At 43.8% G+C, this 22,137-nt stretch carries 17 protein-coding genes and 1 CRISPR repeat array; of the genes, 1 reads left to right on the top strand and 16 read right to left on the bottom strand.

Translation table 11 applies throughout. The features are described 5' to 3' along the window. Positions 1–2: 2 nt before the first annotated feature. From AR337_RS13955 to AR337_RS13895, 13 genes are all read right to left on the bottom strand, one after another. Complete coding sequence (locus tag AR337_RS13955) at positions 3–992, bottom strand: proline dehydrogenase family protein (protein WP_059172766.1); 990 nt, start codon at positions 990–992, stop codon at positions 3–5. A 141-nt stretch (positions 993–1,133) separates the two neighbouring features. Continuing rightward, positions 1,134–2,042: a D-alanyl-D-alanine carboxypeptidase family protein gene (locus tag AR337_RS13950; protein ID WP_253701726.1), complete on the bottom strand. Its 909-nt coding sequence runs from the start codon at positions 2,040–2,042 to the stop codon at positions 1,134–1,136. 124 nt (positions 2,043–2,166) lie between these two features. Further along, positions 2,167–2,616: a DJ-1/PfpI family protein gene (locus tag AR337_RS13945; RefSeq protein ID WP_253701761.1), complete on the bottom strand. Its 450-nt coding sequence runs from the start codon at positions 2,614–2,616 to the stop codon at positions 2,167–2,169. 244 nt (positions 2,617–2,860) lie between these two features. Further along, a complete protein-coding gene (locus AR337_RS13940; protein ID WP_059172617.1) occupies positions 2,861–3,838 on the bottom strand; it encodes a ring-cleaving dioxygenase in 978 nt (325 codons plus the stop codon). Between the two features lie 131 nt (positions 3,839–3,969). Continuing rightward, positions 3,970–4,467 (bottom strand): DUF1259 domain-containing protein, encoded by a 498-nt coding sequence (locus AR337_RS13935; protein WP_059172616.1) that lies wholly within the window; start codon positions 4,465–4,467, stop codon positions 3,970–3,972. Positions 4,468–4,544: 77 nt separating this feature from the next. Beyond that, the gene (yunB, locus tag AR337_RS13930; protein ID WP_059172615.1) at positions 4,545–5,309 is read right to left on the bottom strand and encodes a sporulation protein YunB; all 765 of its coding nucleotides are present in this window, start codon (positions 5,307–5,309) and stop codon (positions 4,545–4,547) included. Between the two features lie 207 nt (positions 5,310–5,516). Next, positions 5,517–7,728: a CRISPR direct-repeat array (repeat unit 32 nt; unit sequence ATTTCAATCCACGCACCCATGTAGGGTGCGAC). Between the two features lie 168 nt (positions 7,729–7,896). Next, positions 7,897–8,187: a CRISPR-associated endonuclease Cas2 gene (gene cas2, locus AR337_RS13925; RefSeq protein ID WP_059172614.1), complete on the bottom strand. Its 291-nt coding sequence runs from the start codon at positions 8,185–8,187 to the stop codon at positions 7,897–7,899. Between the two features lie 55 nt (positions 8,188–8,242). After that, positions 8,243–9,274, bottom strand: a complete 1,032-nt coding sequence (gene cas1c / locus AR337_RS13920) for a type I-C CRISPR-associated endonuclease Cas1c (protein ID WP_059172613.1) — start codon at positions 9,272–9,274, stop codon at positions 8,243–8,245. Beyond that, complete coding sequence (gene cas4, locus AR337_RS13915) at positions 9,271–9,930, bottom strand: CRISPR-associated protein Cas4 (protein WP_059172612.1); 660 nt, start codon at positions 9,928–9,930, stop codon at positions 9,271–9,273. Before cas4 ends, cas1c begins: the two co-directional genes overlap by 4 nt. Next, complete coding sequence (cas7c, locus tag AR337_RS13910) at positions 9,920–10,780, bottom strand: type I-C CRISPR-associated protein Cas7/Csd2 (RefSeq protein WP_059172611.1); 861 nt, start codon at positions 10,778–10,780, stop codon at positions 9,920–9,922. The genes cas4 and cas7c overlap by 11 nt, the downstream gene beginning before the upstream one ends. A gap of 19 nt (positions 10,781–10,799) precedes the next feature. Further along, entirely contained in the window at positions 10,800–12,689 is a 1,890-nt protein-coding gene (gene cas8c, locus AR337_RS13905) for a type I-C CRISPR-associated protein Cas8c/Csd1 (RefSeq protein WP_059172610.1), read from the bottom strand. Beyond that, on the bottom strand, positions 12,686–13,405 hold the full coding sequence (gene cas5c / locus AR337_RS13900; RefSeq protein WP_059172609.1) for a type I-C CRISPR-associated protein Cas5c: 720 nt from the start codon (positions 13,403–13,405) through the stop codon (positions 12,686–12,688). Before cas5c ends, cas8c begins: the two co-directional genes overlap by 4 nt. Before the next feature lie 160 nt (positions 13,406–13,565). Next, the gene (locus AR337_RS13895) at positions 13,566–15,995 is read right to left on the bottom strand and encodes a CRISPR-associated helicase/endonuclease Cas3 (protein ID WP_059172764.1); all 2,430 of its coding nucleotides are present in this window, start codon (positions 15,993–15,995) and stop codon (positions 13,566–13,568) included. 156 nt (positions 15,996–16,151) lie between these two features. Between AR337_RS13895 and AR337_RS13890 the strand changes: the two genes are divergently transcribed. After that, a complete protein-coding gene (locus tag AR337_RS13890) occupies positions 16,152–18,074 on the top strand; it encodes an alkaline phosphatase family protein (protein WP_059172608.1) in 1,923 nt (640 codons plus the stop codon). A gap of 57 nt (positions 18,075–18,131) precedes the next feature. Here AR337_RS13890 and AR337_RS13885 read toward each other — a convergent pair whose 3' ends face one another. The 3 genes from AR337_RS13885 to AR337_RS13875 form a co-directional block, all read right to left on the bottom strand. After that, positions 18,132–19,538 (bottom strand): sigma-54-dependent Fis family transcriptional regulator, encoded by a 1,407-nt coding sequence (locus AR337_RS13885; RefSeq protein WP_156424404.1) that lies wholly within the window; start codon positions 19,536–19,538, stop codon positions 18,132–18,134. A gap of 146 nt (positions 19,539–19,684) precedes the next feature. After that, complete coding sequence (locus tag AR337_RS13880) at positions 19,685–20,467, bottom strand: 3-hydroxybutyrate dehydrogenase (protein WP_059172607.1); 783 nt, start codon at positions 20,465–20,467, stop codon at positions 19,685–19,687. Between the two features lie 36 nt (positions 20,468–20,503). Continuing rightward, the gene (locus tag AR337_RS13875; protein ID WP_059172606.1) at positions 20,504–21,940 is read right to left on the bottom strand and encodes a GntP family permease; all 1,437 of its coding nucleotides are present in this window, start codon (positions 21,938–21,940) and stop codon (positions 20,504–20,506) included. Positions 21,941–22,137 lie beyond the last annotated feature (197 nt).

Here is a 22,137-nt window from a genome sequence, read left to right as displayed (position 1 = left end):
TATTATCGGTTGTTTTTCTTGTCTTTCCCTTTTGTCAGCCTGCCCATCAAAAACGCTCCTGCCGCAACGCCAAGCACGGTGTTCGTCTTTTTGTTGAATACTTGCTTGAAAACAAGGTTCAGGTTCTGCGGCCTTTCAGCAAGGCGGCGCATAAAGTAGCCGTACCAGTCTTTTCCGAAAGGCACGTATGTGCAGAAGTTATAGCCTTCCTTCGCAAGCTGAAGCTGAAGCTCCCGGCGGAATCCGTAAAGCATTTGGATTTCGAACTTATCGTTCGGAATATTGTGTTCCTTAACGAACCGCTTTACATGGTTGATGATGTTGTGGTCGTGTGTCCCGATGGAAGTGAATTTCCCATTCAGCAAATGCCACTCAATGATCCGGACATAGTTGGCGTCAATCTCATTTTTGTCCTGGTAGGCGATATCCGCAGGCTCCTTATAGGCGCCTTTTACGAGGCGGATCCGCATGTTTTTATACTTCTCAACCTGTTCCTGAGCATTGTGCAGATACGATTGGATGACGGTGCCAACATTTTCATAGTCAGAAGAAAGAATGTCTACAAGTTCAAGAGTCGCATCAAGATGGCCCGAATCTTCCATGTCAATGTTGACAAAGATACCAAACTCGTTTGCTTTCGCGACGATTTCCCTTACATTTTGCACACAGAAATCAAAGTCGATATCGAGGCCAACCTGGGTAGGCTTGAGGGAGATATGCGCATCAACTTGATGGTCATGGATTGCCTGAATGACCTTTAAAATCTGCTCTTTGGCTTCAGTCGCCTCTTCCTCTTTGAAGACGAATTCGCCAAGGTTGTCAACGGTTGCAGAAATTCCAAATCTATTAAGCTCTTTAATGCTTTCGATCGTTTCCTCAATAGTCGTCCCCGCTACAACGTTTTGTGCCCCAAGCTTCAATCCGTAATTTTTGGCCGCAGTGTTTAGAAGTTGGTTTTTAGAAAGTCCAATAAATAAGTCTCTAAGCATCACTTTTGCTCCTTGCTGTTTTTTCTCTATTATATCATGCCTCTTTTCAAAATTCTCAATGTTAATTCGATTAAAATTTTTCCACAATAACTTTTCCCACCGTCTTTATAGTGGAAATAACTGCGTTTTCGTAATGCTGGAAGATTAAAGTCCAAAACGGCTTATTTCATTTGCAACCACTTGTTTTATCGGCGGGAAATACGGCTTTTTAAAACCATAAGCGAAAAGCCTTTTTGTTTCGGAAAACCGGGCTTCTTTACCATCCGCCCCCATCACGACACTTATCAGCCTTGTCCCGCCCACTTTCGCTGTTCCGGCGAAGCAATAACCGGCACCATCCGTAAAACCAGTCTTTAAGCCGTCGACACCTTTAAAGGCAAAATCCGGATTAATTAGCATGGCGTTTGTCGAGCGGACAATGGATTGATCGTAATGAAGCTGATATTCTATCTTGCTTGAAATGGCCAGAATTTCAGGGTAATCCTCTATCAGCCTTGCCGCCATCTGGGCAACGTCTGCAGCTGTCATCACCGATTCATGTCCGTTACGGTTCGCTAGCCCCGTCGCATTTACAAAGCGTGTATGCTCCGAGAGCCCTATATCCCTAGCTTTTCGGTTCATCCATTCCGTGAATTCCACTTCTGTTCCCGCTGCTTTTTCTGCCAGAGCGACAGCCGCATTGTTTGCCGATGCGATTTCCATGGCCATGAATAAATCCCTAACCGTTAGGGTATCACCCAATTTTACTGGGATTGCTACCCCCTCACTCCCAACAGCATTCCCGCTGATTTTAACTCCATCGTTCCAGCCAAATTCCCCCGCCTGGATCTTTTCCAAGATGAGATAAGCCGTCATTAGCTTGGTCATGCTTGCAGCCGGAAATGGCGTGTCCTCATTTTTCGCGAAATGGACTTCCTTTGTTTCCGAATCGATTAAAATTGCCGCCCTTGCATGAACATCCGGGCCCTTTATGTAAAACGCCGAATAGCCCGCTCCCGCCAGCAGGGCAAATATGATAGCAGATACCATAGCCAGCCTGCGCAATTTTTTCAAGAGTTTCCTCCTTTCCCTAATAAAAGTACTTCCAGGTAAAATTCACTGAAAGGATGCCAATCGGCTCATCGAGCGGCCCTACCGTTTTGTCGCTAGTTCCGGCATCCGTTTCATGCTCGTTCTTTCACTGGTTTTTTGATAGTTTCAGCGCCATCCGCCCGAGTCTTGAATCCGCCTCCAATAGCCCAAGCCGCTCCAGTATTGTCATCATGAATTCATAGTGGGCGTACCCTCGGGCAGATATGATTCTTTCACCGGCAACCACATCACAATCACGGTACCCTTCCTCAGGAAAATACTTTGAAAAGTGGTCCTTTAGGTGAGGCATGGTTGTGTATTTACCCTCAAGCACTCCCGCGGAAGCGACAATGGCTGTGGAGGCACAGCTGGCCGCAATTAATCCCTTATAGCTTTGCAGAAAAAGTTGGAGTTCCTTATTTTCTAGAAGTGATTCGGGGATTGCTCCCCCTGCCCCAGGTAGAAGGAGCATCCTATACTCGTTCGCTTCACGGCCTACCAATTCCATGGATGCCACAAAGACACCGCCATCCGTCCTGACTTGCCCTCCCCCTATTGATAGAGTCTCAATCTCATACCCCTTTGTCTTTTAAAAACTTTTGCAGGAGGGCAACCTGCCACATCGCAAAATCTTCAAAAACAATAAACCCAACTTTAGCCATCCCCATTCCCCCAAATCCAGTTTGCTTTTATGTTTTTCCATAAAAACACATCGCTACTAGTCTATAAAAATAATACAAAGAAGATTTTCTAGGACAAAAAACAGGAACCTGGTTTTGGTTCCTGTTTTGCGTTCGGTTTTATTCCTTTGAAAACTCAATTGTACTTCTTACTGTATCTATTGGACGAACCATCGCTTCAATTTGTTCCCGTTTCGGCTCAAGAAATGGCGGCAGAGACAATTTTTCCCCCAGTGTTTCATATGGCTCATCTCCCATAAAGCCAGGTCCGTCTGTCGCAAATTCAAAAAGAATTTGCGGAGCGACCCTTACATAGAGTGATTTGAAGAAAAAACGGTCGATTAGCCCTGATGTCTGGAAGCCGAAGCTTTCCATCCGTTTCATCCAGTGCTCAAGCACCGACCCATCCTCCACCCTGAATGCGGCATGATGGACCGTGCCAAACCCCTGCAGCGCCTGCGGTAGTACTGTATTTGCTTCAACTACAATCCCTGCGCCGTTTCCGCCTTCACCGCCTTCGAACAAGTGGAGGGATCCGTCCTGGGCAACTTCGTTGAATTCCATTACCTTTTCAACTACTTGTTTAAAATAATCGAAATGCGCCGTACGTACATATATTGGCCCAAGACCGGTGATGGCATATTCAAGCGGGATAGGCCCTTTTTGCCATGGGGTACCCGGCGAAACACCTTGTACATTTTCGTCCGAAATAAGCTGGTAATGCTGGTCATCAAAATCCACAAACGGCAACGTCTTTCTGCCAAATTGCTCCTTGATTCCGTTATGGCTGACCTCCATCCTGTCAAAACGCTCTACCCAGTAATCAAGAGCTGCATCACTTGGCACTCGGAAGGATGTCTTATAAATTTCATTAGTGCCATGGCTGCCCTTGGGGATACCAGGAAAGTCAAAAAAGGTCATATCCGTTCCCGGGCTGCCAACATCGTCTGCGAAAAACAAATGATACGTTTGGATGTCATCCTGGTTAACTGTTTTTTTGACAAGCCGCATGCCCAACACATAGGTGAAAAACTCATAGTTCTTTTCGGCGCTGCTTGTAATTGCCGTTACATGGTGTATACCTTTTAATTGATTCATTATAAAAACCTCCTATTAAGGTGCATAATTTATTCTTTTCCACTTATTGCGGAATTTACTCTTAATAAAAATATCTTTAATTCGAGATAAATTTATCACGAATTTTTTCAGCTGTCAATATAAAGGGCCTCTTAGTGATGAGGCCCTGTGGATTGCTGAAGTTGTTTTAATTCCTTTGTCGCGGCGATTGCGTTGATTAAGGTATTCGCTTGCTTAATCATGTCGCCTTTCCCCTGGAAATGGAGATACATAATCCTCGGGCGCTCGTACATCATATGATTGTGGATGGCGGTTACCTCCAGTCCACCTCTGCGCAGGACGTCAATTACAGGATTGACCTCTTCCTCAAGCAAGGCCATCTCACCTATTAGTTCTGTCTGTCCATCCGCTTTTTCAAAAGCAAAATCATAGGCGAGATCGATCGATTCCGGAGATACTTTTTTCCCCATATGTGTGACCTCCAGATTTTTTCGTTCAATCTCAACCTTGCAAACACCATCCGCTTCCTTGACTTTTGTTTTAAAAATCTGTTCAAGTGTCCGGCAGTCTGGACTTTGTTTTGCAGATGTTTCTTCCGGCGGCAAAATCATAATTAAAAATAAGCCAATAATTATCAATATTTTTTTCATACCGCACCTCCATCCATAGGGTGCCCTAGTTGCTTGGCCATATGTAAAAAAACTGCGGGATTAAGATTCCGCAGGCTTTAGCCATCTCCATCTGGAATGACAATCGGATTAACCTCATTTCCGCCGCTTCCACCACCACCGTTGTAATATTGCGGCACTTTGCCGGGTAAAAATAGGTCGCCTATCATAATGGAGTTTGTAACGTTAATTTCGTTGTCTATTAAAGGGATAATAACTCCCATCTGGACATGAGTTTTAACGTAAATCTCAAGATATGTGTTGTTTATCCCAGTTTCTCTTATTTTTGTTTCAATATTAGCGGTAACATCGCCGATTATTTCAAACCGGACGGGAACTTTAGGGCCCAAGTTTGAAAACAATGTATTGTCGGTAGCCATTCCAATTGGAATTTCATATATTAAGCCTTGTTTGTTTTTCGAATCTTTGACATTGAATTCCTTAAAGGCTTCGAGATCTTCGATATTACCGGATTCAAGGAGGTTGAGGTACCGCTGAATCCTTGTGGTTATATCAGATATTACCCGGCTATATAGTCTTGGGTTAAAGCTGTAACCTACCTCATCGGAATTACGGTGTACGATAATGAGTTCGCCTACATCAATATTTTCCACTACATATTGAGATATGGCTTTGTTTACTGCCTGTGATGCAAACTCTCTGGCCTTTGTTTCGGCAATTTTAATTAACCTTGGTTCAATTTGTTTATTAATTATGTTTAAACTTTGGTACGTAACAAATACAAATGCCACTAATGTAATTAATAGTACATGTCTCAATGGCAGCGGTCCCCGCTTGCGATAGCTTCTCCTGATTTTCCTCAAATCGGGCCCTCCCCCGCGATTAAACTACTACTTGTATATGCATTAAATGCTCCGTGTATTACGGGGGGCCCCAGTGAGGACTATAGAGATTAATATTGGATGTAAACAAAAAATACCCTTCGTTATTTCTAAGTAAAGCGGGTTTGAAAATTAACACTGATTGTTTCTCTTGTTCACTTACATAGGTCGTCTGGGTTTAATTTTATTGTTTCAATCCACGCACCCATGTAGGGTGCGACTTTTCCCTTCCATATGTTTGTTCCTTGTCATCCCCTATTTCAATCCACGCACCCATGTAGGGTGCGACCCGAACCACGAAAGAACAGAATCGTCGTGCTCGAAATTTCAATCCACGCACCCATGTAGGGTGCGACTGCCGCGTTGCAATTGTTGGCCGATGGGAAACGCATTTCAATCCACGAACCCATGTAGGGTGCGACGTCAACTTTTCCCGGTTCTGCGGTAGCTGCATGGTATTTCAATCCACGCACCCATGTAGGGTGCGACATAACCTGTATCCTTATGGACCCATCCATAGAGTATTTCAATCCACGCACCCATGTAGGGTGCGACGTCCGCACATCCCTTTATCGATAAAGGCGCAGATATTTCAATCCACGCACCCATGTAGGGTGCGACGAGAGAACATGTAACGCTGCCAATCCCCTTCGCTATTTCAATCCACGCACCCATGTAGGGTGCGACTGCTCGTCTCCTGTATGCCCCATCAGGCGAGAGAAATTTCAATCCACGCACCCATGTAGGGTGCGACTCCTGATCGCTGGCGGCTTGATCGGAAGGATATGGATTTCAATCCACGCACCCATGTAGGGTGCGACTACCGTCTGAAGTCTTGCAAACCAAGTAGTCATATTTCAATCCACGCACCCATGTAGGGTGCGACTAGACGGAGATTTTGATTAAGTCACTGTTCGGATATTTCAATCCACGCACCCATGTAGGGTGCGACATTGCCGTTGGTTGCGGGGGAAAAAGAGCGCAAAATTTCAATCCACGCACCCATGTAGGGTGCGACTTGGAATTGGCGCTTGCCTTCCTGGAGGGACGCATTTCAATCCACGCACCCATGTAGGGTGCGACTTTTATAAGCAGCTCGGTCATAATTTCCTCCTTAATTTCAATCCACGCACCCATGTAGGGTGCGACCAGGGCATAGCTTGTGCCGCAATGGGTACACATATTTCAATCCACGCACCCATGTAGGGTGCGACGATTTGCTCCCGCCAGCCGTGGTCCTACTCTTTCAATTTCAATCCACGCACCCATGTAGGGTGCGACTTGGGTTATAAATTGAGCGATATTTGCGCCATATTTCAATCCACGCACCCATGTAGGGTGCGACCAGGCACATTGGATGTTGCGGTTAGGGTTGATGTTATTTCAATCCACGCACCCATGTAGGGTGCGACGTACGTTATCACAAAAGTAACGGTGGAGGAACTTTTATTTCAATCCACGCACCCATGTAGGGTGCGACGGTCTGAAGGATACTGCTGGAGAGAAATCGGCCGATTTCAATCCACGCACCCATGTAGGGTGCGACACAAAATCAATGCGCTGCTCCAATCGCTCGAAGATTTCAATCCACGCACCCATGTAGGGTGCGACTCGTATGATTTAGTTTCTTTTTTGCTTACATCCAATTTCAATCCACGCACCCATGTAGGGTGCGACGTCGCTAATATGGCATGACGTGGGCAGTATGGGAATTTCAATCCACGCACCCATGTAGGGTGCGACACCAATGGAGAAGCACCCATGACATACGGTTTAATTTCAATCCACGCACCCATGTAGGGTGCGACGTTTGCAAAGAAGCTTACTGCTCTTGTTGGTGCTATTTCAATCCACGCACCCATGTAGGGTGCGACAATTGGGAGTCTCGACGTCAACGCTCCGTAACTGATTTCAATCCACGCACCCATGTAGGGTGCGACCCAATACGAGGAGCAGGACGATATGACCGCCGGAATTTCAATCCACGCACCCATGTAGGGTGCGACATGCACGAAACATACGACAAAGCGATCCTAGTTCCATTTCAATCCACGCACCCATGTAGGGTGCGACAACCAATCCCGCGCCACAAACTCAATCTCAAAAAATTTCAATCCACGCACCCATGTAGGGTGCGACCCCCGCTGGATTCAAGCATTATTTGTGCTAATAATTTCAATCCACGCACCCATGTAGGGTGCGACTCGGCTTCCTGCTCGGATAACATGAGAATGGGTATTTCAATCCACGCACCCATGTAGGGTGCGACAATGTATCGGTTTCATACACTGTTACCCCAATTAAATTTCAATCCACGCACCCATGTAGGGTGCGACCGCGGAATACAAGCAAGCCCTGAAGGATGTCAGATTTCAATCCACGCACCCATGTAGGGTGCGACAGCGATTTTCATGCAAAATTCATCTTAAAACCATAAATTCAGCCAAAAAACCACTATCCCCTTTATTGAAGTAAAGGATTATTTTAAAACCAAATTGCTTTTTCATGAAAACCCTCAGAAAAACTGGTGCGAACCTGCCAGGAAAACCATGGGTACTTTACCTTCGCACTACAAAATTAAAGGGCCTTCAAGATCAATTGTTTCTTTAATTCCAACATGCTCCACCTTATTCTTATAATTATTCCCCAACCGATAAAATCGAAGGCTATCTTTATCCTTATCAATGATGTCTTCAAGCTCAAGTTTTAAAGTTGTAAACTGGGCTGCATCTATAATGCATTCAAATACCGAGTTTTGGACACGCTGCCCATAGTTTTGGCACACTTTAGCGACTCTCCTTAGCCTTTTTTGCCCTGACCCACTGGAAGTACTGACATCGTACGTAATCAATACCAGCAAGCTGACACCTACTTTCAATCAGACTATAGCCAACGTCTTGATAACCTTAACTTCACTATTTCCAAAGAAACGGCGGATACTCGTCAAGATCATTCCTTAAATACCGTGCAAGTAGAAGTGCCTGGGCGTGGGGAACTAGGCCCCAGGCAATTTTTTCACCAAGATACGGGTGGGTAATCTGATCCTGTTTTTTGGTCTGCCAGGCAGCAAGAAATTTCTTACGGCCTTCATCTGTCATGATGACCGCTCCATTTTCTTTCTTTAGGAAATCGTCCTTATTAACTACCTTCTTATTGATTAGGGACAAAACGAATCGATCTGCAAAGACTCCACGTAGTTCCTCCATTACATCCAAGGCGAGAGATACTCTTCCCGGCCTGTCCCGGTGAAGGAAACCTACATATGCATCAAGCCCTACCCCTTCCAAGACAGCTGCCATATCATTTGCTAGCAACGTATAAGCAAACGAAAGCATTGCATTTACATTATCCAATGGGGGACGCCTCGATCTATTATGGAAAAAGAAATCTTCCTTCTGCTGGAGAATCATTTGGTTAAACAATTTGTTATAACTTATTGCCGCTTGTCCTTCCAGCCCCCGTAACCTCTCCAAATCTTCGCATCCCCTTATTTCATACAAGAGAGAAGAAAGATGTTTAGAAATCTCCTTAAATATTGGAACATTTATCCTCATTGGATAATCCCTGGTCATTCTTTCAAGTATCCACTTGTTGTTATAAACTTTGCCAACAATAAAATTACGGGCAATGTTAGCGGATAATTCCTCATTCTCGGAAATCTGATACTGTTTCTTCCTCAGGACGACATTTCCCCTGCTTTTCCCAATTACCCTGGCCAAAAACCGGCCATTAATTGTGAAAAATACAAGCGAAATATTCCGTTCAGCACAGTATCCCATAAGTGCCGGGCTTGCACCTGTATATCCGAACGAAACGACGGCCTCGAGATTATGCAATGGAAGCCTACCGAGTTTCTCCTTCTCCTTAAGCAGGACTATATTATCGCCATCCAATGATAAATAAACGTCCGGTTGGGTTACATAAAGTGTATTTAAGAATTTTTTCATTCTTTTATCCGCCCTTCAATATAACTCTTAACCGAGCGCTTATTCATTAAATCCGGCATACATACATTTTGAAGGGAACAGCTTTTACAAAATGAACCTGTTTTTACTTTAGGGGTATGCCTGCGACTATACAGGCTGTACATTTCAGCCATTATCTCACGTACCTTTTCTTTTTTCTCTTTTGTTATCGGTACCTCGAGACGGTGGCGCGTTTCATTGTAAAACATATATCCAATCTTAACTTCACAAAGTAGCATTTCCTCAAGACACATCGCCTGGGTTGTTAATTGAAGGACATCCGAATCATCAATCTTTGGTTTCCCCCGCTTATATTCAACGGGATAAACTAGGTACTTTCCTTCTGCGCCAGAGAGTTCCACACCGTAGCTGTCTCTTACAAACTCAACGACATCACATATCCCTGTTACTTTTAATTCATTTGATTTTATTGGCATCCCCCGGACAATGAGAGTATCTCCACGTTTCTCCCTGATAAACGGCTTATCAGCCTTCCTGTGAAGATGCTGTCCCTCAATCGTCCGGACATTTTCCTCCCACTGCTGCTCGATATGGATAAGCGCCCATTGCCTTTTGCAAAATTGAAAATGTTGAATGCCTGAAAACATTAAGTATTCATCTTCTGTATTATATTCCATTGAGGACTTCTACCCTTAAACCGTCCAATTCCCCAACTCCAATGGCGTAATCATTTATTGATCTTGGTTCTTCCACTTCAGGTTTTACCTCCAAGAGCCGATGAACTTTGGCTGAAGAGTATTGCCCAAGCTTTGAATTGTGTTCCCACCAGTAAACCTTGTGGACTTCCATACTGCCGTCTGGCCTTGCGGAAGAAGTGTCATTCTCAAATAATGTGATGAGTGCATTTTTTATTTTTTCTGCATCTTCATTGGTAAATCCGGTTTTCTCGGCAAGCTGGGTATTTATGCTACCATAAAAAACATAGACTCCGAAATCAACTCGATGCTTCATCCCCATCGTATCCGATCCCCGTTCCTTTCCGGGTTCGGAATTCACGCTCTTTGTGATTTGCATGCTTGTAATATCTATTGGATCCACACTTGTGGCAGTATGGATGGATACCGGACCTCTTACTCCTACAGAAACACTTGATCCTGCGCCCGCTTTAAATGCAAACACCTGCCCAAAGCTTCTTACATCAAACCATTCCTTACAGGCTATGGCTGCAAACTCGTCACTCGAACTGTTTTTTGAGCTTAACATTTTACCAAGTTCCGGATTGGCAGCCGCCCTTTCCCTTAAACTAGTAAATTCATCATTTTTCCGATCGTTAGATTGCACAAAGACATACTCTCCCATATCCTGAAGCCTGTTTCTGATTTTACGCTTAATGGCAACATCGGAAATTTCCCCGTGCCCATCATAATTTTGCCGTGGGCGATTTCCGTTCAAGGGATCTCCATTTGGATTTGCTTTTGTTACGGACAGAACTACAGCAAAGTCAATTTTATGATCTAGGACTGACATTAGTATTCCTCCCCTATTCCTAAGCCTCTACAGGCTCGGATTGTTCTTTTTTCTGATACAAATCATGCCTTTGGCTATAAAAGCCCAATAGATATTTCCCTGTTAGGGGTTTATTATTAAAATCTTCGTTACTGAATTTTGAAGCCACTTCATCTATTAAACTGTTATAATATCTGACCTTCGTTCCCAAACGGGCCTGATAGGGCTGCAAACTTGCCTGGATTGTCGCCCAGGTCCTTTCGGGATTCTTCGAAAAGGAATTCATATACCGGATAGCGTTGGTTGCTCTCGATTCGTTAGGACCTAAAGCGTTTCTTTCAAGTACGTCCGCAATGGCAAGCAGCCGGCCAAATAAATAATTCCGATCGGTATTCCCTTTATCTAATGCCACATCCATTTCCTCCCTCTTATTGATTAGCGAGCAGGCAATACTCAGTGTTTTCTCCCATTCCCACCGTTCCATCGAAACCGGGTTGCCCGCGCGGTTAAACGAACTTCTCACAATATCTTCCGGGACTTTTCTCCCATCAATAATACAAGGAAGAACCCGCTCCATCAGGCCTTTAACGATTTTATCTCCGGCCCTCGGTCCGTAAGCAGCAAATGCTAGATCTTTTAATGAAGGGGATCCGAAAAAATTAGAAGTTTTATCATTTGCGTTCTTGCGATAGCGATGGAGCCAAGCACCTTTTGTGTGCCATTCCGCAAGCCTGTCCAAATAATCCTCCTTATCCATGCACCGGTAATAGAGAACTGCAAGCCGGCCAGTTGTGGCGGAATCGAGAATCATAATATTGACATCGGAACGAGCCGCCAATTTACCCTTGAATCCATCAATCGCCTTAGCCACTTCCCGGGCAAATTCCTGATGGGTATACGATTCTCTTTTCTGAGGTCCGCTTTCTTCCGAAAATAGCGAGAGTATGTCAAAGGTATCCTCGGTTGGATCTGGAAGTTCAGGTTCATCGTTTCCCCAAACAAGGAAAACCCTTTGGTCAATCGTTTTTCCCTGCCGGTTTATAAGCCATTTCAATGCATTGTGTGCCTTTTGGGATACTTCATAACTGATTCCTGCTGCCTCGGAACTTTTATTAAATCGACCTCGGTAAGTAAACCCGGAGGAATCATTGGCTGAGATGAGCTTTGCTTTATCGGCAGCGTTCCGTATTTTATTTCCATGCCTTTCCGTGCCCGGAAGCATTTTTCCGGTAACAAAACAAAGGTCTTCCCCTGCAAGCGATTTGCTATAATACTCGCAAAAGGAGTCATACATTCCAGGATCCTTCCAAACCTTGGTCAGTATTTTCTCGGCACAATAGACATCAAACCTAACGAAAGCGCTTTCAACTTCACCTGCAATGACTGAAAACAATGGAGGTTTTGTACCATACAGAGATTCATATTTTTTATCCCAAGCCCCTACAAGCTTTCCATTGGCATCTGTATATAAAATTTTCTCTTTAATCAGGTCTCCAATAAGGTTCCTTCTATTTAAATATGTAAAAATAGCCTTCACCTTACTGTTTCCATATGGAGAATCAGCCCACTCGCAAAGCAGTCTAATATATTCATCAAATTGGGCACGATTGTTAATTTTTTCGTGATAGGCCGCTAAATCGCCGGCGACATAACTCAATTTGTCATGCAGAGGATACGGGGCAATCACCATGCCGGCACGGCTGGCTGATTTTTCGCTGCAAGGAATGAGGGTATTGGCATCTGTTTTATCAATTACTTCCGCCGAATGAAACTCTCCTTCTTCTGTGACCCTTACCTCGATATGGGCATTTTGCGTAGTATGGGAAATTGGCAATAATGTAAATTCCCTGTCCCCATACCGTTTCTCCGGTTTACCTACGAGATCTAGGTTGGAATCATAGGTCTTGTATAAGTTCAAAAGCCAGCTCATCCATTCACCCCCTCATCTAATTGAAATATCAGGTCTTCCGCTGAAAGAATGTTATCTCTGTCGAAATGCTTGGGAGCCATATCGGTAATTTTTCGTACCATCGTACATTCATTGGGCTTTAAGAATTTAATTACACCGTTTTTCATAACCGGGTTCCACAAGCGCGATTCCATGACATTCCGGCCGGTTTCATCGGGATAATTGATACCATGCAGCATCGTACCGAAATGGATTTCATCATAGTTGTCGTAAAACCCTTTACCTTCTTCAAAAACACAAGGTTCTACATACCCCTGACATTCCCTAGTCCCTAGGAAGATATCTCTCCGTCCCCCTGCTTTCAACGAGCGTCTTAGAATGTTATGATGCTTGTTTTCGTTTCGGTCGTAAGCCAAATCCGGGCGATGCTGATTAAAAACAAAATGGGCACGGACACGGTAGCGAACATCCTTCAGATACGTATAATTCGCAAGTGTATTGCCCCCTCCGTATTCAATTGGCCGGACCCCTTTCGATTCCATTTGAATAGGGTTCATAATCCTGACTTCATCAATCACCATAAGCAAAGTGGGTTTCCAATAAATTGATTCGACAATGCCTTTAAGAGCTTGGTAGGTAGGCACTTGATAGGTAAGTTTTTCTCCTCCCATTTTTGTAAGAGGATCTGTAAATAAAGCGTACTTGCCCCACACCTCAAATTCGATTGAGTTTCTCATTGATATCACCTCCTCTGTGAAAAATTCCCTTTTTCTACAATTTAATGGTAGCTTAGTCCTAGGTCCAATTCAACAAATATCAGAAATTTCCCACTTTTAATTATTGCCATCTTAATTAAATGTAGAAAATGAAAAATCACCCTTATGAAATGGAACTTTATTAAAATATATTTATTGTCAATTGGCTGCCACCCCCCAAATCAAGGCCGAATTCCTCATTGTATGACCCTTCCTTAAGAGCCAGGACCTTCCCATTTAAATACGGTACCAGTCCGCCTTCTTTATCCAAATGGTCCAATTCATATGGAAAAAGGTTAATAGTATACTGTTGGGCTTTCCTCATCAATTTCGATAGGTCCTCTATGGTTCCATTTCCATTCAGCTCTGTTATAATCTCTCTTCCCTCCCCATAAGGGACTATTACCCCTGTTGCAATTTGGTCGATGACTTGAAAATGCTCCGCCGCAGTTCTATAACTATTAGCTAGGAACAGAGGCAAATCATTTCCAGTCGCATGTTTAAAAGCTTTGTGGTAACTGTATTCTCTTTTATTTGTAGATAGTAATTCCATCATTTCTTTACCAAGCTTAGGTATAAAATAATTTAAGTTTGAGTGAAGATCTGTATAAAATTCTTGAAAATACCTCTCCATCGCTTTCGTTGATAGCACACTTCCTCCGTGAACAGTTTTGTCACTCTTTAAATCGGCAAAGATTTTCCTGGCTGCATGCTTTCCAACCTTTATTTCTTTCAAATTCTTCAGGTTTTCTTCACTATGGTCAATAATATAAACCTGCTGGAGCGGTTTTTCACCGTGGCGGTTGCATCTCCCAGCCGCCTGGGCAATCGAGTCGAGCCCAGCCAATGAACGGATTACACACTCGAAACTCACGTCTACCCCTGCCTCAATAAGCTGGGTCGAAATGCATATTATTTTATTGTTGTTTTTGAGATTTTTCCTAACTTTCCTTAAAATCTCATTCCGATGGAAGGCGCACATTGAAGTGCTTAAATGGTAAATCGGTATTCCCATATTATTCTCTTTTAATAAAGAATAAAGTTTTCTAACAACAGACTTAGTATTTAAAATAACTAACACACTGTTTATTTCTTGAATCTTATCAATCACGAAGTCTGAAAGCATTTCACTATCAAAAATATTCCCTGTTGCCTTGTCCACAATTTCTGTTCTTTCAAAAGCGCTTACGACCTCTTTCAGGTTTTGAACAATTTCTCCATCAGCATTTATTTCAAGCTTGTGCTCCACAAAATCTAATGCAGGCTGCGTGGCTGTGCAAAGTACAATACTCACCTTGCTATTTGTTTTTAAAAAATTCAATGACTGATTGAAGAGCGACACGCAATGAATAGGAACTTTTTGCACTTCATCAAAGATGATTACAGACTCAGCAAGGTTGTGCAGCCTTCTGATATTCCTGCTCCCTTTTGCAAAAAAGACGTTCAGGTACTGTACCATTGTTGTAAAAATTATGGGAGCATCCCAATTATCCTTTGCAAGCTTAAGCTTTTGATTTATGTTTATTAACCCGTCCTGATTCTCATCATTATCCTGGTCATCAATAACTACATTTGAATGATGTTCAAGTATGTTGGCATCGTCCTGAAGGATTTTCCGCACTTCCTCCGCATTTTGCTCAATAATCGTTGTATAAGGCACAACAAATACAACCCGCTTTTTCCCGTGGATTTTGGCATGCTTCAGTGCATAGCGAAGGCTGGCCAATGTCTTGCCACCGCCGGTCGGAATCGACAAAGTATAGACTCCTGATGGCCTGGCGGCAAACTCATCACACTGGTTCGACATGTTGGCTCTTAATTTATTGATAGGTGATTCGGAGTGATTGCTCATTTTAAAGGAGTTGATTTTTTCCATAAGCCGTTCATAATATTTTTCAAAGATGGGGGCTGTTTCCACCGGTGGATATTCTGCTGCATTCTCTTCAAATTCTCTTGTATTAGTGCGGTCGGCGTCGATTAAGATGCTGAAGATAAATTTAGTGAGGAACATTAATTGCTGTTCGACGAGAGCGGATGAGGTTTTTGCAAGTGTGTTCTTCAATTCTGCAACTGCTTTGTCAACATAATTGTGAAAATCCGGCTCAGTAATTACTTTTTCAAAAAAAAGGGTTCGTGTATTTTCATATTCGTTTAATTCTTTTTGGTGGACTCTGTTGAGGTAAGGTGATTCCAAATTCGGATTTAAAAAGTCATGGAGATACGAGTGGTGGGAGATAATGGCGTTCCCGACTATTTCGGCAATAATGCATTTATAGGGGTCTCGTTTTTCTGAGGAGTGATACAGTTCGAATAGGAGTTTTCCCCCAGCGGTTGAGTGGTCGACACTTCCTCTTTTCGGCGGGTTGTCTGGGTTGTTTACAGCTTCTAATATGTAATTTCTAAAATCATTTGTGTATTTCCCCATATCATGGAGCATACCCGCCAAGCCTGCTAAATGCTTAATCCCAATCTTTTCGCCAAACTGTTCAGCCAGGATTTTCACTTCTTTTAAATGCTCTCCAACAGTTTGAATTTTTCTGTCACTGCTTCGAATATGGGCAATGTAGTCCAACATAAATCTCCCCCCAAAATATTAACATATATTTACATAATCACTACTTTTCATTCTTGTCAATTATATCCTCACCCTTACCAATCTATTGTTTTACCAAAGCCCATAAAGGGAATATTCATTACAACAGCTAGATAGAAATAAGGTGTGAATGATATGAGAAAATGGGTTATTTGTATTTCTGTTTTATTAATGACAAGCTTTCCATCCCATGCTTTTGGGAGCGGAAACAGCAAATCTACTGAAGTAGTAATTTCGTTTGATGGCATGCGCCAGGACTTTTTAGAAGAATATATGAAGCAGGGAATCATGCCGAATTTTAAAGATGTATCTGATAAAGGGATGTATGCAGAAAATATACAAACTATTTTTCCTTCCTTAACGTCAGCCTCCCATGCTGCTATTGCAACAGGAACGAAGCCAAGTGAATCTGGCATGGTCAGCAACGAAATCCATAAACCACACAAAAAACTGACGAACCGCGACAGCGCCTTTTTCTCCCCGCTTGATTCCGAAGCCGTATGGTCTGTGGCTCGTAAAAAAGGAAAGACCACTGCGACGATCCTCTTCCCGGGTTCAAATCCAAAATTCAGAAATCACGCAGATTACGCAATTTATTACGGAGAGACTTTGGCTAAAAGCGATTTAGTAGACCTTGATTTTCAAAAGACCCAATCCAAGAAGTCGAATAAAAAGGCCAGTTTTCCATTGAAATTAAGCAAAAACGATACACGTACTATCTATATAGTTGCTTCCACATCCACAAAAGGCCAGAAAGGAAATTACGATACCCTTCAGGTTTCATTGAATCCGGATATGAAAGATGCATCGACTGTTCATGCGAATGAATGGAGCTCTCTCTCATTCATGACAAAAGACAAAGACTTGGCAGGCTTTTCTTTTAAAATAAAAGCAAATAAGCCAGACCTCTCCGATGCCAAATTGTATCGTACGGCAGTGACATCAGCAGAAATCGAAGGCCCCGGAGATTTTAAAGATGACATCAACAGGAAGTTCGGCTACTTCCCTGTCCAGGACGACGATGAAGCATTGGCCAACAAATGGATTACCCGGAAGGAATATGAGGAGATTAGTACGCGCTTCGGACAGTGGACAACAGATGTATCATTGTATATTAAAGAACGTTACAAGCCGGACATCATGTTCTTTTATTATCCACAAGTCGACCATGAATCTCACAACTACCTCCTCGTTGACCCAAGGCAGCCTGGCTATTCAAAGGAAAAGTCGGAACGATATATGAACTATATTCGCTGGTCATACCGCTTGTCTGATAAAATGTTGGGCCAGGTCCTTCAAAAGTTAAATAAAAATGACCGCATTTATCTTGTGTCTGATCACGGGATGGAGCCAGTCCATTCTCGACTCTCGCCAAATGAGGAATTGGAAAAGGAAGGGTTATTGGTGAAGGATGAAAACGGGGAGATTGATTACGAAAAATCAAAAGCGTTCTCCGTTGCCAGCGGGGCAATCGCGCATGTTTATATTAACTTAAAAGGGCGGGAAAAAAAGGGGATTGTCGAACAAGAGGATTATCGCTCACTCCAAAAGAGAATCGCTGTGATTTTTGAAAATGTACAAGTTGAAAAAAAGAAAATCAAACTCAAGAATTATTTATCCTTTGTATCCTCCAACTTATCAAACAACAATGCCGCGATTAAGGATGACTTTTTCAGCTCGGTAATGGCAATAAAAAATACTGCACTGCTCTCTCCATCAAAACAAAAAGTGGCACCATATGAAAAAGTCATCCCGATTCTCAATAGCCATGAAAACGCAGGGGATGTTCTTTTAGTTGCCCAAAAAGGCTACTATATGGCGCAGGACGATGGCAACAAAGTAATGACGGTTAATGACCTTGGCAACCACGGAGGCGACCCTTCCCGTAAGGAGTTAATCCCTGTCTTTTTGGCAGCCGGGAAAGGAATTACCAAGGGAAGGATTGAATCAAAAATCAGTACTTTGGACATTGCTCCTACATTGTATAAATTATTGAAAATTGACATTCCCGACTTTGTTGAAGGAAAACCAATTTCCGAGTTGATAGTAAATAACTAATGATTAGGCGGGATAAATAAAGGTACCAGGCGCCAAAAAACGGCATGCCCGGTACCTTTATTTAATTGAGTAGATCCTGCATTTTTCGTAAAAGCTTGTTTTGCCGATGTCGAGGAGTTTGGCTGCTTCCTGGCGGTTTCCGTCGGCTGCTTCGAGGGCTGCAAGGATTGCCTGCTTTTCGGCTTCCGCTATTGTTTCCTTTAAAGGCTTTACCTTTGTTTCGCCAGCATTTTCAGTTTGAGAAGCTGGGGTAAATGGCAATGCCTCCTGATCCCGTAAATATAACGGGAGGTGATTTGTTTTAATTACACTTCCATCCAGTACATTGATGCAGCGTTCAAGGACATTTTCAAGCTCCCGTATATTCCCCGGCCAGGAATGCTGCTCCAGCAGGCGGATCACTTCAGTGGACAGCTGCACGGACTTCTTCTGGAATCTCTTTTCAAGTTTTTCCACAAGGTTCAGGGCAATCTGCTCAATGTCGTCTTTCCTTTTCCGGAGCGGCGGGATTTCGATTTTTATGACATTCAGCCGGTAATAAAGGTCCTGGCGGAATTTCCCCTCAGCTACCATCTTTTCAAGGTCACGATTGGTAGCCGTAATAATCCGTACATCAACCGGGACTGATTTTTGCCCGCCAACGGACTGGATTTCCTTTTCCTGCAATACACGGAGGAGTTTGCTTTGCATGGCAAGTGGCATGTCGCCTATTTCATCAAGGAAGATGGTTCCCCTATTGGCAACCTGGAAGTGCCCCTTCTTGCCTCCTTTTTTCGCTCCTGTAAACGCTCCGTCCTCATACCCGAATAATTCGGATTCGAGCAGATGTTCCGGAATGGAGGCGCAATTAATTGGCACAAATGGATATGGGGCCCGAATACTATTGGCATGAATGGAATGGGCAAACAATTCCTTTCCTGTTCCGGACTCACCCAGCAGCAAGACAGCCGATTTGCTTCCCGATATCCTCTCGGCAAGCGTTTTTGCTTCCATGAAATCGTGGCTCGTCCCAATCAGGTCCGGAAAGGCATATTTGCTCGTCAACTCTTTCTCTGCTCTTGTTTTGTAGTATTTCAGCTCGTCCACGAGATTCTGGATTTTGCTCTTGTAGGAATGGAGTTCCTCCGGATTTTTGAACATGACTGTTCCAACAGCCCCGACCAATTCTCCGGAAACAATCAGGGGGAATCTGTTGGCAATCATTTCACTCCCATTAATATGGTGGACAGCGGCAATTTCAGCTTGGCCGGTCCGGGATACAATATGCATCCTCGTATTTTCAATTACCTCCTGGACAGGCCTTCTCATTGCCTTATCCATTGTGGTTCCAAGAAATTCACAATAAGCTTCGTTGATATAAATGATGACCCCGTCCCGGTCGGTGACAACAATCCGCTCGGCCGATAGGTTCAAGATTTCTTCGAGCCAGTTCATGGGGATATCATCGATTCGCACGTTCACCATTCTCCCACCTTTGTCAGACTATTAAAGATAATTATATCAACTAATTCCAGATAATGTGCGAAGCTTTCAGACTATTTTAAAAGAAAAGTCCCGCCGGTGGGATAGGGCGGGACTTTCCTTCTTCATTATAAAATAAACCGGCAGCCTTATTGTACGGTATAGCCCCCATCGAGGATAACAGCCTGGCCGGTAATCCCCTTGCCTTTATCACTGGCCAAAAAGACTGCATAATCGGCAATCTCCGTAACCGACAAAAGCCTTTTTTGCGGAACAAGCGGATAAATAACCTCTTCCAAAACGCTTTCTAAAGGTACATTTCTCGTCTTGGCAAGATCGCCAAGCTGGCCTCTGACAAGCGGGGTGTCGACATAGCCCGGGCAGAGGGCGTTGACAGTAATTCCATCAGCAGCACCTTCGAGGGCAGCCACCTTTGTCAGGCCGATCACGCCGTGCTTGGCGCTATTGTAGGCAGCCTTTCCGGCAAACCCAATGACCCCATTAATCGAGGCCATATTGATAATGCGGCCGAAGCCCTGCTTTTTCATCATTGGGAAAACATTCTTAATGCCGATAAACGGTGCAGTCAGCATGACTTTTACAAGCAGTTCGAATTTTTCCGTCGGGAAATCCTCAATCGGGGAAACATACTGAAGGCCGGCATTGTTAATCAGGATATCAATTTTCCCGAATTTCTCTCCCGCCAGCCCAAGGGCATTTTTATAGGCTTCTTCATTTGTTACGTCACAAGGGGCTGAAAAAGCTTCAAACCCTTCACCCCGCAATGTTTCTGCAACCTGGTCGCATTTCTCCCGGTTTAAATCCGAGATGATAACGTTTGCTCCTTCATTAGCAAACGTCCTAGCGATCTCAAGCCCAATCCCGCTAGCTGAACCGGTAATAAACGCTGTTTTTCCTTCCAACTGTTTCATGCATTAACCTCCCTATTGGATTAACAGTCTCTTTTTTTAAACCCAGCCAAACAGTGAGTAGATGCCAATGATGACGAATACAGCAACTGTCTTGATGATTGTTACAGCAAAAATGTCACGGTAGGACTGTTTATGGGTCAATCCGGTAACAGCCAGCAAGGTGATGACCGCCCCGTTATGCGGGAGCGTATCCATTCCTCCCGATGCCATCGAAACGACACGGTGCATGACTTCGGGCGGGATATTCGCAGAGGCGATTGCTGCATTGTATTTATCAGCCATCGCACTAAGAGCAATTCCCATACCGCCGGAAGCAGAACCAGTAATCCCTGCAAGGGTTGTGGTTGTCACCGCTCCGTTTACAAGCGGGTTCGTAAATGTGTTGGAAATTCCATCGCTTATTTTCGCAAAACCCGGAAGAGAGGCGATGACTCCGCCGAATCCATATTCGGCACCTGTATTCATTGTGGCAAGAAGCGCGCCAGCAATGCTAAGGTTCAGGCCTTCCTTGAAATTAATCGTTACCCGCTTCCAGTTATAAGCAAGCGTAGTGATGATTCCGACTACGAGCGCCATTTCAACTGCCCAGATGGCCATTACTGCTGAAACATCGACTGTAAAGGCATTCAGCCCAATTTTCGCAAAATCAAAGCCTTCTGGATACCATTTTGGAATAAGTGTGATAAACAGCTTGTTCGTAACGCCAACGAGGATAAGTGGAACAAATGCCAATAATTGCTTAGCTCTTGATTGCTCAAGTGACATATTAGGAACTGCAACATTCTTCTCCGCTTCAGCCTGTTCCAGCGCCGCAGCATTTTCCGAATCAAAGCCGAAGTATCCTTCACCCGCGTCTGCGGCCTTCCTCCTCCTCCACTCCAGGTAGAGCATCCCCATTGCAAAGACGAAAATCGCACCTATGATCCCAAGGGTTGGAGCGGCATAAATGTTCGTCTTAAAGAATGGGGTCGGGATAACGTTCTGAATTTGCGGTGTGCCCGGCAACGCATCCATCGTAAACGTAAATGCCCCCAGTGCGATTGTGCCGGGAATAAGCCGTTTAGGAATGTTCGACTGCCTGAACATTTGGGCAGCAAATGGATAAATAGCGAAAACAGCAACGAACAGGCTTACTCCGCTGTAAGTAAGAATCGCGCCGAGCAATACAATTGTTAAAATTGCCCGCTTGGCGCCAAGCCAGCCAACAATCGTCTTGGCAATTGATTCTGCAATTCCGGACATTTCAACCACCTTACCGAAAATTGCACCCAGTAAAAAGACAGGAAAATAAGATTTAATGAATCCAACCATCTTTTCCATGAATACCCCTGAAAAGAATGGCAGCACATGGCTTGGGTCAATCAGGACAACAGCCAAAAGTGCGCAAATTGGTGCAAAAAGGATAACCGAAAAACCACGATAGGCCACAAACATCAATAGGCCCAGCGCCAAAAGAATACTGAATAATTCCATATAAATCCCCCTTTATTTTGTTAGCCCCATTCCATCCCCTTAAGTAAGCGTTTACAAAACGAGGCTTACATTCTAATTAGAATGCAAGTTTCATGCCAAGAATGAATTGTTTAATAATTTTGAATAAACACTAAGTTTATTCCCGTTTTAACAATAAATAATCCCCTGGAAATTTACTATTATTCTTTTAAAGATTC

It is taken from the genome of Bacillus sp. FJAT-27445, from assembly GCF_001510665.1.
Lineage (GTDB): Bacteria > Bacillota > Bacilli > Bacillales > Cytobacillaceae > Bacillus_D.
The sequence above is the reverse complement of the archived record's forward strand: the minus strand, read 5'-3'. Positions and strand labels throughout refer to the sequence as shown.